This window comes from Pseudomonas sp. ADAK13, assembly GCF_012935715.1.
GTDB lineage: Bacteria > Pseudomonadota > Gammaproteobacteria > Pseudomonadales > Pseudomonadaceae > Aquipseudomonas.
In genome coordinates this window covers 5,212,028-5,226,213 of record NZ_CP052860.1, presented here as the reverse complement: position 1 = coordinate 5,226,213, position 14,186 = coordinate 5,212,028, and the positions used below count along the sequence as shown (strand labels likewise).

At 63.7% G+C, this 14,186-nt stretch carries 11 protein-coding genes; 2 read left to right on the top strand and 9 right to left on the bottom strand.

Features of this window, described 5'->3' with window-relative positions; all coding sequences use genetic code 11:
• The first annotated feature begins 108 nt into the window (after positions 1 to 108).
• Positions 109 to 471, top strand: a complete 363-nt coding sequence (locus tag HKK54_RS24185; protein WP_169388081.1) for an NUDIX hydrolase — start codon at positions 109 to 111, stop codon at positions 469 to 471.
• On the opposite strand, the gene HKK54_RS24180 is transcribed toward HKK54_RS24185, so the two are convergent.
• The 9 genes from HKK54_RS24180 to HKK54_RS24140 all read right to left on the bottom strand — a co-directional run bounded on the left by HKK54_RS24180 (position 468) and on the right by HKK54_RS24140 (position 12,875).
• A complete protein-coding gene (locus HKK54_RS24180; protein WP_169388080.1) occupies positions 468 to 1,181 on the bottom strand; it encodes a transporter substrate-binding domain-containing protein in 714 nt (237 codons plus the stop codon). The two genes, HKK54_RS24185 and HKK54_RS24180, sit on opposite strands and share 4 nt — an antisense overlap.
• Entirely contained in the window at positions 1,174 to 3,825 is a 2,652-nt protein-coding gene (gene acnA, locus HKK54_RS24175) for an aconitate hydratase AcnA (protein WP_169388079.1), read from the bottom strand. Before acnA ends, HKK54_RS24180 begins: the two co-directional genes overlap by 8 nt.
• Positions 3,822 to 5,015 (bottom strand): ornithine--oxo-acid transaminase, encoded by a 1,194-nt coding sequence (rocD, locus tag HKK54_RS24170; RefSeq protein ID WP_169388078.1) that lies wholly within the window; start codon positions 5,013 to 5,015, stop codon positions 3,822 to 3,824. The genes acnA and rocD overlap by 4 nt, the downstream gene beginning before the upstream one ends.
• 149 nt (positions 5,016 to 5,164) lie before the next feature.
• The gene (locus tag HKK54_RS24165; protein WP_169388077.1) at positions 5,165 to 6,283 is read right to left on the bottom strand and encodes a succinylglutamate desuccinylase/aspartoacylase family protein; all 1,119 of its coding nucleotides are present in this window, start codon (positions 6,281 to 6,283) and stop codon (positions 5,165 to 5,167) included.
• 207 nt (positions 6,284 to 6,490) lie between these two features.
• Positions 6,491 to 7,744: an OprD family porin gene (locus HKK54_RS24160; protein ID WP_010173219.1), complete on the bottom strand. Its 1,254-nt coding sequence runs from the start codon at positions 7,742 to 7,744 to the stop codon at positions 6,491 to 6,493.
• A gap of 112 nt (positions 7,745 to 7,856) precedes the next feature.
• A complete protein-coding gene (locus HKK54_RS24155; RefSeq protein WP_169388076.1) occupies positions 7,857 to 9,500 on the bottom strand; it encodes an ABC transporter ATP-binding protein in 1,644 nt (547 codons plus the stop codon).
• A complete protein-coding gene (locus HKK54_RS24150; RefSeq protein ID WP_003208137.1) occupies positions 9,497 to 10,375 on the bottom strand; it encodes an ABC transporter permease in 879 nt (292 codons plus the stop codon). The genes HKK54_RS24155 and HKK54_RS24150 overlap by 4 nt, the downstream gene beginning before the upstream one ends.
• Positions 10,372 to 11,313, bottom strand: a complete 942-nt coding sequence (locus tag HKK54_RS24145) for an ABC transporter permease (protein WP_003208135.1) — start codon at positions 11,311 to 11,313, stop codon at positions 10,372 to 10,374. Before HKK54_RS24145 ends, HKK54_RS24150 begins: the two co-directional genes overlap by 4 nt.
• A gap of 2 nt (positions 11,314 to 11,315) precedes the next feature.
• The gene (locus tag HKK54_RS24140) at positions 11,316 to 12,875 is read right to left on the bottom strand and encodes an ABC transporter substrate-binding protein (RefSeq protein WP_010173223.1); all 1,560 of its coding nucleotides are present in this window, start codon (positions 12,873 to 12,875) and stop codon (positions 11,316 to 11,318) included.
• Between the two features lie 389 nt (positions 12,876 to 13,264).
• Between HKK54_RS24140 and HKK54_RS24135 the strand changes: the two genes are divergently transcribed.
• Positions 13,265 to 14,179: a LysR substrate-binding domain-containing protein gene (locus tag HKK54_RS24135; RefSeq protein WP_003208132.1), complete on the top strand. Its 915-nt coding sequence runs from the start codon at positions 13,265 to 13,267 to the stop codon at positions 14,177 to 14,179.
• The last annotated feature ends 7 nt before the right edge of the window (positions 14,180 to 14,186 follow it).

Sequence of the window (14,186 nt, the reverse complement as noted above, 5' to 3'; positions counted from 1 at the left end):
GGCAGTATCGGTGTTTTCCTGCGCCCTCTCCACCCTGCCGGTTAAAGACTGAGCATGACAATTGCATTACACTTTTATGACATTCATCCAACTGCAGGGGCACAGACGATGAAAATAAGGGCCACGGTGATTTGCGAGCACGACGGGCACATCCTGTTCGTGCGTAAAGCCCGATCGAAATGGGCACTGCCCGGTGGCAAGGTCGAGCGCGACGAGCGCCCGGCAGGCGCCGCCGCGCGGGAACTGGAAGAAGAAACCGGGCTGAACGTGGACGGTTTGCTGTTATTGCAGGAATTGAAGGCCAGCGACACGCTGCACCATGTGTTCGAGGCGTCGGTGGTGAATATCGACGAAGCCCGGCCCCTGAGTGAAATCACGGAATGCCAGTGGCATCCCTTCACCCGCCTGGAAGACCTGGACACGACCCAGGCCACCCAGCAAATCGTCAAATCCTTCCTGCGCCGGCTCTAAGGCGCCGCCAGTTCCGGGCTTTGCCCGCTGCGCGACAACGCCTGTTTTACCCAACCATTGGCTTTCTGCCGTTCGACAAAGGATTTGACGAACGCGGCAGCGGCTGCGTGCGCCACCGGTACCGCGACGGCCTGGCTGATGCTCATGAAGTCATCCTCCAGCAGACGCCAGCGCTCATCCACACGGGTTCGCAGGTAATCCCGAACCCCGGCCGCCGCATTCAGGTCTTGCTCGATAAACAGGTCCACGGCCCCCGCCGAGGTCGGCGCGCGCACCAGTTCGGCGTGCTGCACCGTGCGGCTCAGGTACAGGTCATACGCCGCGCCCTGGCCGACGGCGATGCGTTGGCCCGGAGCATCCAGTTGCGACACGCTGCTCAAGGGTGAATCCACCGCCACCAGGTACGTGCCCTTGATGATCACGTAGGGCGCACTGAAGGCGATTTCCTGCTCGCGCACCGGTTCGATGGCCAGGAATGCCACGCGCCAGAGGTCATCGGCCAATGCGGCGAAGACCTTGCCCGCCGCTTCAAAGGTGATCAACTCAAGCCGCACGCCCAACTCATCGGCCAGGGCCCTGGCCAGCGCCACCGACACGCCCAGGGGCTCGCCACCTTCACCGCGCTGGGCCAGCACCGGGTTGCCAAAGTTGATGGCAGCCCGAAGCACACCCTCGGGGGCCAGTTGTTGCAGTACCTGCGGGTCAATCATTACGCGCTCCTTGAACAGTTCTTTGCACGGTCTTGCGAATGACGAAGGGCAAGACGCCACCGTGTTCAAGGTAACCAACCTCCTGCAACGAGTCGAGGCGCAAGGTCAGTGCGGCGCGCGTGGTTTCACCGTGGGGGCGGTCAATCTGCAAGGTGATCCGGTTCTCGCCGACCTGCAAATGGTCCAGGCCGAGGAAGCTCAGGGACTCGCGGCCATCGAGGTGCAAGTCCTGCACCGTCGCGCCTTCATCGAAGACCAGCGGCAGCACGCCCATGCCAATCAGGTTGCTGCGGTGAATCCGCTCGATGCTGCGGGCTACCACCACCTTGATCCCCAGCAAGGTCAGGACCTTTGCCGCCCAGTCGCGGCTGGAGCCGGCACCGTAGTTGATCCCGGCGAACACGACCGTCGGCGTCCCGGTGTAGCTTTGCGCGGCGAGGTACAGCGGCAGGTAGTCGCTGCGGTCGGTGTTCCAGGCCCAGACGCCCTGGCGCGGGGGTTGGTCGGGCGTCAGCAGGTTGTTCAGGCGCGGGTTGGTGAACGCGCCGCGCACCATCACTTCGTGGTTACTGCGCCGGGTCGAATACTGATTGAGGTCCGCCAGCGCTTCGCCGCGCTCCTGCAGCCAGTGCCCGGCCAGGCTGTCGGCCGGAATCGTGCCCGCCGGGGAGATATGGTCAGTGGTGACGTTATCACCCAACACCACCAGGGCCCGCGCACGGCTGATGGACAAGGAACCGGGCGGCACCGGCGCGACGTCGGCGAGGTACTGCGGGCGGCGCAGGTAGGTGGAGTCGGGGTGCCAGGCAAACTGCACGCTGCCGTCGGCTTCCAGCGCTTGCCAATGGTGAGTGCCTTGCCACAGCAGTTGCTGGCGCTGCCGGAACAGCGCCGGGCGCACCACTGCCGCCACTTGCGCGGCCACCTCGGCTTCGCTGGGCATCAGCTCATGCAGGAACACCGGCTGCCCGTGAGCGTCCATCGCCAGCGGTTGGGCCGACAGGTCAATGTCGATGCTGCCGGCAATCGCATAGGCCACGCACAACGCGGGCGATGCGAGGTAGCCGGCCGGGACTTTCGGGTTGACCCGGCCTTCGAAATTGCGATTGCCCGAAAGCACCACCACGCCTTTCAAGCCCTGTTCGGCGAAGGTCTCGACATGGCGTTCAAGGCTGCCGGAGTTGCCGATGCAGGTCATGCAGCCAAAGCCCGCCAGGTCGAACCCCAGTGCGGAAAAATCCTCCAGCAAGCCAGCGGCTTCAAGGTAATCGGCCACCACCCGCGAGCCCGGTGACAGCGACGTCTTGACCCACGGTTTGCGCGTCAGCCCACGGGCGCGGGCATTGCGGGCGAAGAGCCCGGCCTGGACCATCTGCGCCGGGTTGGCGGTGTTGGTGCAGCTGGTGATGGCCGACATCACCACCGCGCCATGGGTAATCGGCACCTGGAATGACGGCTCGAAAAACACCTGTTTGTCGGCGCTCACGTGCTGATGAAACGAAGCCCCGGCGTCTGCCAGGGACTGGCGCTGATGCGGCTGATGAGGGCCGGCGACACTGGGTTCAACCCGCGCCAGATCCAGCTCGATCCATTCATCAAACACTGGCTCGGGGTCGCCCTCCCGGCGCCACAGCGGCTGCGCCGCCATATAGGCCGAGACCTTGTTGATCAAGGCTTGTGGCCGCGCACTCAGGTTCAGGTACGCCAGCGTCTCGTCATCAAACGGGAAAAACACCACGGTGGCACCGTATTCCGGCGCCATGTTGGCCACGGTGCCCCGTGCCGCCCAACTCAGGGACGCCAGGCCCGGCCCGGTGAACTCGACAAACTTGCCGACCATGCTGCGCCGGCGCAGCAGTTCGGTCACCGTCAACGCCAGGTCCGTGGCGGTCACGCCGTCGCGCAAGGCGTTGGTGACGCGAATGCCCACCACCTGCGGGAAAGGAATCGGCACCGGCTCACCGAGCATCGCCGCCTGCCCTTCCAGCCCGCCGACGCCCCAGCCCAGCACCCCGATGGCATTGATCATCGGGGTGTGGCTGTCGGTGGCGACCATGCAGTCGGGGTGCAACAGCACGTGGCCATTGCGTGGCGCGCTTTCCCACACCACCTGGGCGATGGACTCCATGTTCATCTGGTGGATGATCCCGGTGCCCGGCGGGATCACCTTGAAGTTGTCGAGGCTGGCCTGGGCCCACTTGATAAAGCGGTAACGCTCGCTGTTGCGGCGAAAGTCGATGTCCAGGTTGGCGTCCACCGCATTCGCCTCGGCGTAGTGCTCGACGATCACCGAATGGTCGATGGTCAGCACCGCCGGGATCGACGGGTTCACCGCCCGGGGATCGCCGCCCAGTTCGGCCACCACATCGCGCATCCCGGCGAAATCCGCCAGGGCCGGCAGGCAGGTGGTGTCATGGAACATCAGCCGGTTGGGCTGGAACGGCACTTCGCAATCCGGCCCTTCGCCGAGGGCCCGCGCCAACACCTGGGGCAGCGACGCAGGGGCACAGCGGGCGATGTTTTCCAGGAGGATGCGCACGGAATACGGCAGCCGCTGGAGTTGCGCCGGGGTCAGCAGCTTGTGCAGGTCGATCCAGGCGAAGCGCTGGCCGTCGATGTCGAGGTGACTGAGATACGCGCTCATAGCTGTTTGAATACCCGCTCGATACGCTCAAGGCCCCAGTCCAGTTCTTCACGGGTAATCGACAACGGCGGCGCGATGCGCAGCACGTTTTCGTGAGTTTCCTTGGTCAGCAATCCTTGGGCCAACAGCGCTTCGCAGATTGGCCGTGCATCACGGTCCAGCTCGACGCCGACCCACAAGCCACGCCCGCGAATCTCGCGAATGGCCGGCGAGTTCATCGCCTTCAGGCGCTCCACCAGGTACTGGCCCAGTTGCGCGCTGTTATCGATCAAGCCCTCCTCTTCCAGCACCTTCAATGCTTCCAGGCCAATGGCCGCCGCCAGCGGGTTGCCGCCAAAGGTCGAGCCGTGGCTGCCGGCGTCAAACAGGTCCATGATCGAATGATCCGCTACGAACGCCGACACCGGCATGATCCCGCCGCCCAAGGCTTTGCCAAGGATCAGCGCGTCGGGGCGAATGCCTTCGTGCTGGAAGGCGAACCACTTGCCGGTGCGGCCCAGCCCGGACTGGATCTCGTCGAGAATCAACAAGGTGTTGGTCTCGTCGCAGAGTTGGCGCAGCTCTCGCAGGAAACCCGCCGGTGGCACGCGTATGCCGGCCTCGCCCTGGATCGGTTCGATCAGCACCGCGCAGGTGTTGGCGGTGATGGCGTGGCGAAAACTCTCGATGTCACCGAAGCGCGCCTCGGTGAAACCGTTGCAGAACGGGCCGAAGTCCGCCTTGTAGTCAGGCTCGGAGGAGAAGCCGACGATGGTCGAGGTGCGGCCGTGGAAGTTGTTGTCGGCCACCACGATGTTGGCCTGGTTTGCCGGGATGCCCTTGATTCGATAACCCCAGCGTCGGGCGGCCTTGATCGCGGTTTCCACGGCTTCGGCGCCGCTGTTCATTGGCAGGGCCGAGTCAAAGCCCGTGATGCGGCACAGGGTCTTGAGGAAGTTGCCCAGGGGTTCGCTGTAGAACGCCCGGGAGACCACGCTGATCTTGTCGATCTGCGCCACGGCGGCGGCGCGGATGCGCGGGTGGACATGGCCGTGGCTGACGGCGGAATAGGCCGACATCATGTCCAGGTAGCGCTTGCCATCATCGCCAATGGCCCAGACGCCCTCGCCCTTGACGATCACCACCGGCAAAGGGGAATAGTTGTGGGCGCAGAATTGGTTTTCGAGGGTGATTGCCGGGTTGGAGTGCATGGTGGGAAGTCCTGCCGAATAAATAATGAATGAACAGCGCAACGCCAATGTGGGATCGGGCTTGCCTGCGATGGCGGTGTATCAGGCGGCATTGATGTCGAATATGCCGCCGCTATCGCAGGCAAGCCAGCTCCCACACTTGTCCTGCGTCAGGCGCTGAGGAGCTTGCCGCTGCGAATCGGTGTAGCCCCGGACACCCGGCCCAGCGGATCACCCGGTTTCACAAATCGCACATCGCGGCGCATGTACAGCACGCCGGTGTTGTAGCTGTTGACCGTCGTGACCTGCCCACTGTGGGGATCAACGATATCGAACAACGCCTGCCCCGCCTCGATGCGGCTGCCCACTGCCGCCCGGTGTACCAGCACCCCGGCGCATGGCGCATAAAACTGTTCGCTGCCGGCCAGCGGCGTCGCCGGGTTGCGCAGGGCCGGCAATGGCCGTGGCGTGCCTTCAATCGCGCCCAGGTGGGTCAGGTAATCAATGATCGCCGTGGCGTCATGCTGCGCCAGTTCATAGGACACATCCCGCTGGCCGCGATGCTCAACGGTCACCGCCACGCTGCTGTCCGGGATCGGGAAACGCGCACCAAACCGCTCACGCAGGTTGACCCACAGCAGGTACAGCGCCTCATCGAACGAGTTGGCCTGGGAGTCGGTGGCCAGCAACGAGACTTCGGAGCCGATGTAGCGCGCCAACGGTTCCACGGTCGCCCACACGGCTTCACCGGTGTACACGTGCATCGAGGCCTCACGGGAGCAATGCAGGTCCAGCACAATATCCGCGTCGTGGGCCAGCAGCATCAGGGTACGTTGCAGCGACTGGAATTCATCCAGCGGTTGCGAGTCCAGCAGGCATTCGCCCCAGGCCTGGCGGATCAGTTGGCGGTTGGCGTCAATGTCCTGGCCCAGCAGGTGTTCGATCTTGTCGGCGATTGCCTGATAGGGCACCGGGAAACCCCGGTTGTAATTACGCCCGCTGCCCAGCTCGAAACGTCCGCTAGGGGCGCCCATGATGTACTGGCTCAGCCCGGTGGGATTGGCCACGGCCACCAGCACGATTTCAGCCTTCAGGCGGTTGGCATTTTCGAGTTCCACCAGGTGCCGGCGCAGTTGCGCGGCCACCAGCAGCGCCGGGGTTTCGTCGGCATGCAGCGCCGCCTGGATATAGATTTTTCGACCTGCACCCATTGCACCGTAATGCTCACTGTCCACGTGCCTGTGGGTGCCTTGTGTCGCTTGCAGCAAGGGGTGTGATTTAAGTTTCATAAACCGGAAATCTCGATATTCGAGTGATGAACGCTGAAGAAATATTAACGAGCCGGCGTGATCGTCTGTAAGGGCGGCCCACACTATCTTGATCTGGTAATCCGATCAGTGTGGGAGCTGGCTTGCCTGCGATGGGGGTGGGTCAGCCAGCCTATTCCGTGACTGACCCACCGCCATCGCGGGCAAGCCCGCTCCCACAGTGGGTGGTTACCAGAGCGCCAGGGTGTAGCCCAGCATCACGCGGTTCTCGTTAACGTCGTTGAAGTAGTTGCCTTTGCTCAGCGCATTGCGCCAGCGCATCGACACGCCCTTGAAAGGCCCGTTCTGCACCACGTAGCCCAGGTCCAGGTCGCGCTCCCACTCGCGGCCTTCGCGGTTGAAGCCGAGCACCTCGGCCGAATCACCCTTGGCGTACTTGATGCCGAACAGCAGGCCCGGCAAGCCGAGGTCGGCGAAGTTGTAGTCATAGCGGGCGTGCCAGGCACGCTCCTTGGTCTGGGTGAAGTTGCTGAACTGGTACTCGGTGAACAGATAGGTGATGGAGCCATCCAGGTAGGTAAACGGCGTGGTGCCGTATTGCTGCTGGAAGCCGCCGCCGATGCTGTGGCCGCCGTACTGGTAAGTCAGGCGGCTGCTCAAGGCGCTGTTGTCGACTTTGCCCGCCAGGCCCGCGCCGTCCTTGTCGGACTTGAAGTAGCGCACGTCGGTTTTCAACGTGCCCGGCCCCAGGCCGAAGTTGTTCTTGAAGCCTACGTATTGCTGCTGGTAGATGCTGTCCAGCGCCGCGAAGTGGTAGCTGAGCAAGGTGTTGGGGGTCAGCGAATAGTCGCCACCGGCAAAGCGGAACTGGTCGCTCAGGGCGGTGCTTTTGTAGACCTTGCTCACCGTGGTCAGCTTCATGTCTTCGTAGTTGGTGGAGTCGCGGTCCTTGGCCTGGTCGATCTGCCCGAGGGTGATTTTCAGGTTGCTGATGTCGTTGGACACCAACTGAGTGCCGCTGAACGATTGCGGGAACAGACGGCTGGTGTTGGGTTGCAGGATCGGAAGGTCCGGCACCAGGTAGCCCACACGCAGCTCGCTTTGGGCGAAGCGGGCCTTGGCGGTCACCCCAAGCTTGGAGTACTCGTCGGAGACATTCTTGTCGCTGTCACGCTGCAGCAAGCCGGTACCGGACAGCCCCGGGCTGGAGTCGAGCTTCACCCCCAGCATGCCGGTCAGGTCCAGGCCGAAGCCCACGGTGCCTTCGGTGAAACCGGACTTGATGCCGAGGATAAAACCTTGGGCCCACTCGGCGCGCATCGACTGGGAAGCCGCCTCGCGGTAGTCACGGTTGAAGTAGTAGTTCTTCAAGTCCAGCGTACCGCTGCTGTCCTTGATGAAGTCTGCATGGGCCAGTGACGGGACCAGCCCGCTGCTGACAACGCCGACGCCGGTGATGAGTTGAGTCAGGGATTTTTTCATTTTTTTAGCTCCTGGCAGTGTTGTGGGGGTTGGTGTTTTTATTGTTCTTCGGGCATGGCTTCGCCGTTCGCGCAAATCAGCGATTTGCGCGGCGGGTGACGTCAGTCCTGGGTTACAGCGCTAGCGGTACGGGGCCCTGGCGGATGCGGTAGCCACCGTTTTCAAGTTTCTCCAAGGGGCTGGCGGCGGCCAGCAGCTTGCGGGTGTAAGGGTGTTGCGGGCGGTCGAAAATCTCGTCGCGGGCGCCCATTTCCACCACCCTGCCCTCGCTCATCACCGCCACCCGGTGGGCGATGCGTTCCACCGCCGCCAGGTCGTGGGAGATGAACAGGCAGGCAAAGCCGTACTGCGCCTGCAGGCGTTCGAACAGCTCAAGGATCTGCTTCTGGATGGTCATGTCCAACGCCGAGATCGGCTCATCGGCGATCACCAGTCGCGGGTGGCGCACCAGTGCCCGGCCGATGGCCACCCGTTGGCGCTGGCCACCGGACAACTGGTGCGGGAAACGGTCGACAAACTGCTCGGCCAGGCCGATGTCCAGCAGGGTTTTCGCCACCCGCTCACGCCGTTGCGCTGATGTCATGCCGGGCACATGGCGCAGGGGTTCGGCGAGGATGTCGCCGATTTTCATGCGCGGGTCGAGGGACGAATACGGGTCCTGGAAAATCATCTGGCATTGCAGCCGATGCTCGCGGTTGCCGGCCTTGAGAATGTCCACGCCTTCAAATTCGATGGCGCCGGAACACGGGCTGTTCAGGCCGACAATCGCCCGGCCCAGGGTGGTCTTGCCGGAGCCACTGCCGCCCACCAGCGCCAGCGTTTCCCCGGGAGCGATGGACAGGTTGGCCGAATGCACCACCCGTTTTAACTGACTGCGACCCCACAGGCTGCGCGGCCCCGGGTGCTCGATGCACACGTCCTTGACAGTCAGCAACGGCCGGTCTGCCTTGGGCAAGGCCGCCAGGGTGCCGCGCCGAGGCAACGCCTCCAGCAGTTGGCGGGTGTACTCGGCCTTGGGCGCCAGCAGGATCTGCTCGATGGTGCCCTGCTCCACCGCGCGGCCTTCGCGCATCACCACCACTTTGTCGGCGTAGCGCGCCACCAGCGACAGGTCGTGGCTGATAAACAGGATCGCCGTGCCCTGTTCGCGGGTCAGGTCGAGCATCAGTTTCAACACGTCCAGTTGCGCCAGGCAATCCAGGGCCGTGGTGGGCTCGTCGGCAATCAGCAACGCCGGGCGCAGCAGCATCACCGAGGCCAGCATGATGCGCTGGCGCATGCCGCCGGAGAACTCGTGGGGAAACGCGGCCAGGCAACGCTCGGCGTCCTTGATGCCGATATGCCCGAGCATTTCCAGGCTGCGCTCACGGATCTGCGCATCGCTCAGCTTGGTGTGCAGGCGCAGGCCCTCGGCCATTTGCTCGCCGATGCTCATGGACGGGTTGAGGGACACCATGGGTTCCTGGAACACCATGCCGATCTTCGCCCCGCGCAACTGGCGCAGTTGCTCCGGCGCCAGGCTGCCCAGGTCATGGCCCTGGAAGCGCACCTGGCCGCTGCATTGCTCAAGCGGCGGTGGCAGCAGGCCGATGGCGGCGCGGGCGGCCATGGTCTTGCCGCTGCCGGACTCGCCCACCAGCGCCACGATTTCGCCGGGCGCGATGGTGAAGCTCAGGTCGTTGACCGCCAGCGGGCCGTTGGCCCCCACGCGGATTTTCAGCTGGTCGACTGCCAGAAGGATGTCAGTCATGGTCATTTACTCATCCGCGGGTCGAGACGATCGCGCAAGGCATCGCCGCACAGGTTGAACGCCAGCAACGCCATGGCGATGCAGACACCGGGAAACAGCCCCAGCCAACTGGCCGTGGCGATATACGGCCGGCTGGCGGCGAGCATGTTGCCCCAGGTGGCGGCCGGTGGCGGGACGCCCAGGCCGAGGAAACTCAGGGAGCTTTCCGCCAGGATCGCCCAGCCGAACATGCTGGTGGCCAGTACGCACACCGGTGCCACGCAGTTCGGCGCAATGTGCCGCAGCATGGTGTACAGCTCGGAGTTGCCGATCACCCGCGAGGCCTCGACAAACTCTTTCTCGCGCAGCGACAACACCGTGCCGCGCACCACCCGCACCACCGACGGCGTGTAGGCCAGGCTCAAGGCGAAGACAATGCCGTACAGGCTTGGGCCGATGATCGCCATCAAGCCCAGGGCCAGCAGGATGCCGGGGAACGCCAGCAATGCGTCGTTGACCATCATCAGGCCACGGTCGACCCAGCCCCGCAGGAATCCGGCCAGCAGGCCGAGCACCGTGCCGGCGGTGATCGCCAGCGTCACCGTCAACACACTCACCCACAGGCTGGTGTGCGCGCCGATCATCAGGCGGCTCAGCACATCGCGGCCGTATTCGTCAGTGCCCAGCCAGTGGGCAGCCGTGGGCGCCTGCAAACGCGCCAACAGGTTCAGGGCCAACGGGTCATGGGGCGTCCAGACCAGGCCCAGCAAGGCCATGATCAACAACAAGGCCAGCAGCAGCGCACCGATCAGCGCGTTCAGCGGCGGCACACGCCAGGCCCTGGGGGCACGCGCCGGTGCCGGCAACAGCACCTCGGGTGCGGCAGGTAGAGGCTTATTCATAACTTAACCCTGGGGTCGAAGAGCGGGTACAGCAGGTCCACCAACAGGTTGACCAGCACATAAACAAAGGTCACCAGCAGCAGGCAGCCTTGCAGCACCGGGTAGTCCCGGGCGTAGATGGCGTCGACCATCAGCCGGCCGATGCCTGGCAGGGTGAACACGGTTTCGAGCACCGCGATGCCACTGAGGAGGTTGCCGAGGATCAGGCCGATCAGGGTCAGGGTCGGCGCAAACGAGTTGCGCAGCGCATGCCGCCACAACACCGCCCGTTCCGACAGGCCCTTGGCCCGGGCGTGGGTGATGTACTCCAGGCGCAGCACTTCAATCGCACTGGCCCGGGCCATGCGGGTGATCGCGCCAAGTTCGACCAACGTCAGGGTGACAATCGGCAGCACGATAAAACTCAAGGCCTGCCACGGCGACTGGCCGAACGACACATACCCCACCACCGGCAACCAGCCCAGCTTGATACCGAACGCGTAGAGCAACAGCAGGCCCAGCCAGAAGCTCGGGATCGACAGCAACAGGGTCGCGGTGGAGACCACGCCAAAGTCCAGGGAGCTGTTCTGTTTCCAGGCCGAGAGCAAACCGGCCGGTACCGCAATCAACGCCGCGAGCAACACCGAGACCAGCACGATCCCGGCACTCACCTGGAACCGGTCGAGGATCAGCGGCAACACCGCCTCATTGGTGGTGATGGAATGCCCAAGGTCGCCACTGAGCACCGCCTTGAGCCAGATCACAAACTGCAGCGGCAACGGCTGGTCCAGGCCCAGGGACGCACGCGCGACCTCCAGGCTGTGGGCGTCGGCCATGTCGCCGAGCATCAGCAGCGCCGGGTCGCCGGGCACCAGCCGGATGATCGCGAACACCATCAGCGAGATCAGCAGCAAGGTCGGGATCGACATCGCCAGCCGTTGGAAGATGAAACGCAACATCCTCAGTTACTCCCGGTCGCAGGCACGCTGACGGTCCACAAGCGCGGCTTGGACACCGGCCAGGTTCGCAGCCCCTGCACGTAGTCGCGGCTGGCGGCGATGGCGTTGCCGTTGTACATCGGGATCAGCGGCACGTCCTTGAGCATCTGCTGGTGCAATTGATCGAACAGCGCCTGGCGCTTGGTGATGTCGCCCTCACGCTGGGCTTCACGCAGCCATTCCTGGGCCTGGGGGTTGTCCCAGACCTTGCGGGCTTCCTTGTCCTTGTCGCCGGTCATGGAGTCGAAACTCAGGGCCGGGTCGAGGCGCTCGGAATACGGGAACGCCATCATCTGGTAGTTGCCGGTCTGGTAGCGCTCCAGCTGAGTGCCCCACTCCAGGGTTTCCAGTTCCAGGTTGAGGCCACTGGCCTTGGCCATGGCTTGCACGAACACGCCCATGTCGAAGATCGCGGCGTAGCGCTTGTTGACGATCAGCTTGATCGGCTGGCCTTTATAGCCGGCTTCGCGCAGCAGTTGGGCGGTCTTGGCCGGGTCGAAGTCGAAGCCCTGGTTCTCGATGGCCTGGTGGTAGTGGCTGCCGCTGGCGACCATCGAGTTGTTGGCCTGGGAGCGGCCACCGGTCAAGGCGGCGACGATTTGTGCGGTGTCCAGCGAGTGGGCGATGGCCTGGCGCAGGCGCACATCTTTGAGCAACGGGTCGCGGGTCTGGAACAACAGTGCGTTGACCGACATGGTGCCGCTGGAGGTGACCTTGATGCCGGGGTTGGCGGCCAGTTCGGTGGCGTCCAGCGGCGTGACGTCAATCAGCAGGTCGACGTTCTTCGACAGCAAGGCCGCCTTGGCCGCCGCCGGGTCGGGGATCACCAGCAGGCGCACGCGGTCCAGGGTGGTGGTTTTATTGCCGGTGTAGCCGTCCGGCTCTTTCTCGTCACGCGGGGTGTAGTCGGCGTTGCGCAGCAGGTCGACGTACTGGCCGGGCTTCCACTCGCCCAGGCGGAACGGGCCGGTACCGATGGGGGCTTTCCATTGGCCGTTGACCACCGAGTCGGGGTGCAGGATGCCGCTGCCGCCGCACTCGGGCAGTGCCGTACTGGTGAGGAACAGGCCGTTGGGCTTGTCCAGGGTGAACACCACGGTGAGCGGGTCCGGGGCGCTCATGTCGACGATTTTGGCGCCGCCATGGCCGTCGAATTCCGGGGCGCAGCGCCATTGGGTTTTCGGGTCGAGGTAGTGCTTCCAGGTCCACAGCACTTCGGCGGAGGTCAACGGCGCACCGTTCTGGAACTTCACCCCGCTGCGCAAGTGGAAGGTGTAGCGCAGGCCGTCGTCGGACACCTGCACGTCCTTGGCCAGCAGCGGGCCGACGGTGGCATCTTCACGGAAGGCCACCAGTCCTTCGGTAATGTGCAAGATGACGGCGTCGGAGTTGGTGTCACGATTGACGCCTGGCTCGGTGCTGCGAATGTCGGCGTTCAACGCGACCTTCAACAGATTCTCGGCGTGGGCAGTGCCCACCAGCGCGGCGGACAAGGCGCCAGCCAGGATTAAAGTCTTGTTCATGATAAATGCACCTTGAATGATCCTTACGCTTGGGTTCGGACGCTGGCAGGACCCAAAAAGAGGCACGGCCGAACACCTGAATAGTTGTTGTTGTTTTAGTCGCTGACTACGGTTTGCGAATGTTCCTGGACCGATCTTATTCGCCACCCGATGAACTTGAGAAGAACGCTCCGAGTGATCGGGCTCGGTTTATCCGATCATCAACCGTCCGTGGGTTGCCCTGGCCTTACCGTACCGAGAAATCAGGGCCTTGAGCCGGAAAAGATGCGGTTTTAATGATCAAAAATAATGATCGTGATCGCCAATACCGATCTGTGCGCACCTGGAGTCATCAGATAAGCTGGCTGACATTCAATGGTTTAAATGCAGCACTGACTGAGCCAACCGCCATGACCCTCACCCATCTTCGTGCGTTCTGCTCCGTGGTTGAAAAAGGCAGCTTCCGCTCTGCCGCGCGTCAATTGGATGTGGCGCAAAGCACCCTGACCCAGTCGATCCAGACCCTGGAAAAAGAACTCGGGGTGGTGCTGCTGCAACGTTCCAACCAGGGCATCAACCTGACGCCGGCCGGCGAAGTGTTCCTGGCCCGCGCCCGCTCCATCACCCTCGACTGCGAACGCGCCCTGCTTGACCTGCAACCCTGGAAAGGCGAACCCGAAGGCCATATCGCCCTGGGTGTGACCTCCGAACCCTTGGCCGAATTGCTGCTGCCGGTACTGAGCAACTTCACCCAGCGCTTCCCGCGCATGCAGGTGCACGTGGCCAGCGGCACCACCAAGGGCCTGGTGGAAAAAGTCCGCGATGGCCGCCTGGATTTCGTCTTGTGCCCGCTGGCGCCCAACGTCGCCGATATCGACCTGGCCATCGACCGCCTCTACAGCTCCAACGCCGGCATCATTGCGCGCAAGGGCCACCCCCAGGCCCACGCAAAATCCGTGCAAGCCCTCACCGACTGCCAGTGGATCAGCGTGCGCCCGGCCGGCGTGGTGGGCGGCGCGGAGAACCGCTTGATCGAGCTGTTCCGCACCCAGGGCCTGGCGCCGCCGAAGATCGCGATCACCACCGATTCGTTGCTGGAAACCCTGCACATCGTCTCGGAAACCGATTACCTGACCATCGAGCCGCGCATGCTGCCGGGGATGAAGCTGTTTTCCAGCGCCCTGACCACCATCGCTATCGAAGAACCGTTGGCCACCCGCGATGTGTGCCTGATCAGCCGCCGCTCATCACCGCTCACCAGCGTCAGCCAGGAACTGACCAGCATGCTGATTTCCTATTCGCGGCTGGTGCACCGCAGCCGTTGACTCTCCT

What these genes read in the sequence shown, in the direction of transcription:
- HKK54_RS24150 (WP_003208137.1), bottom strand. Translation starts at nt 10,375, where the DNA reads ATGAATAAGCCTCTACCTGCCGCACCCGAGGTGCTGTTGCCGGCACCG.
- HKK54_RS24160 (WP_010173219.1), bottom strand. Translation starts at nt 7,744, where the DNA reads ATGAAAAAATCCCTGACTCAACTCATCACCGGCGTCGGCGTTGTCAGC.
- acnA (WP_169388079.1), bottom strand. Translation starts at nt 3,825, where the DNA reads ATGAGCGCGTATCTCAGTCACCTCGACATCGACGGCCAGCGCTTCGCC.
- rocD (WP_169388078.1), bottom strand. Translation starts at nt 5,015, where the DNA reads ATGCACTCCAACCCGGCAATCACCCTCGAAAACCAATTCTGCGCCCAC.
- HKK54_RS24180 (WP_169388080.1), bottom strand. Translation starts at nt 1,181, where the DNA reads ATGATTGACCCGCAGGTACTGCAACAACTGGCCCCCGAGGGTGTGCTT.
- HKK54_RS24145 (WP_003208135.1), bottom strand. Translation starts at nt 11,313, where the DNA reads ATGTTGCGTTTCATCTTCCAACGGCTGGCGATGTCGATCCCGACCTTG.
- HKK54_RS24140 (WP_010173223.1), bottom strand. Translation starts at nt 12,875, where the DNA reads ATGAACAAGACTTTAATCCTGGCTGGCGCCTTGTCCGCCGCGCTGGTG.
- HKK54_RS24135 (WP_003208132.1), top strand. Translation starts at nt 13,265, where the DNA reads ATGACCCTCACCCATCTTCGTGCGTTCTGCTCCGTGGTTGAAAAAGGC.
- HKK54_RS24185 (WP_169388081.1), top strand. Translation starts at nt 109, where the DNA reads ATGAAAATAAGGGCCACGGTGATTTGCGAGCACGACGGGCACATCCTG.
- HKK54_RS24165 (WP_169388077.1), bottom strand. Translation starts at nt 6,283, where the DNA reads ATGAAACTTAAATCACACCCCTTGCTGCAAGCGACACAAGGCACCCAC.
- HKK54_RS24155 (WP_169388076.1), bottom strand. Translation starts at nt 9,500, where the DNA reads ATGACCATGACTGACATCCTTCTGGCAGTCGACCAGCTGAAAATCCGC.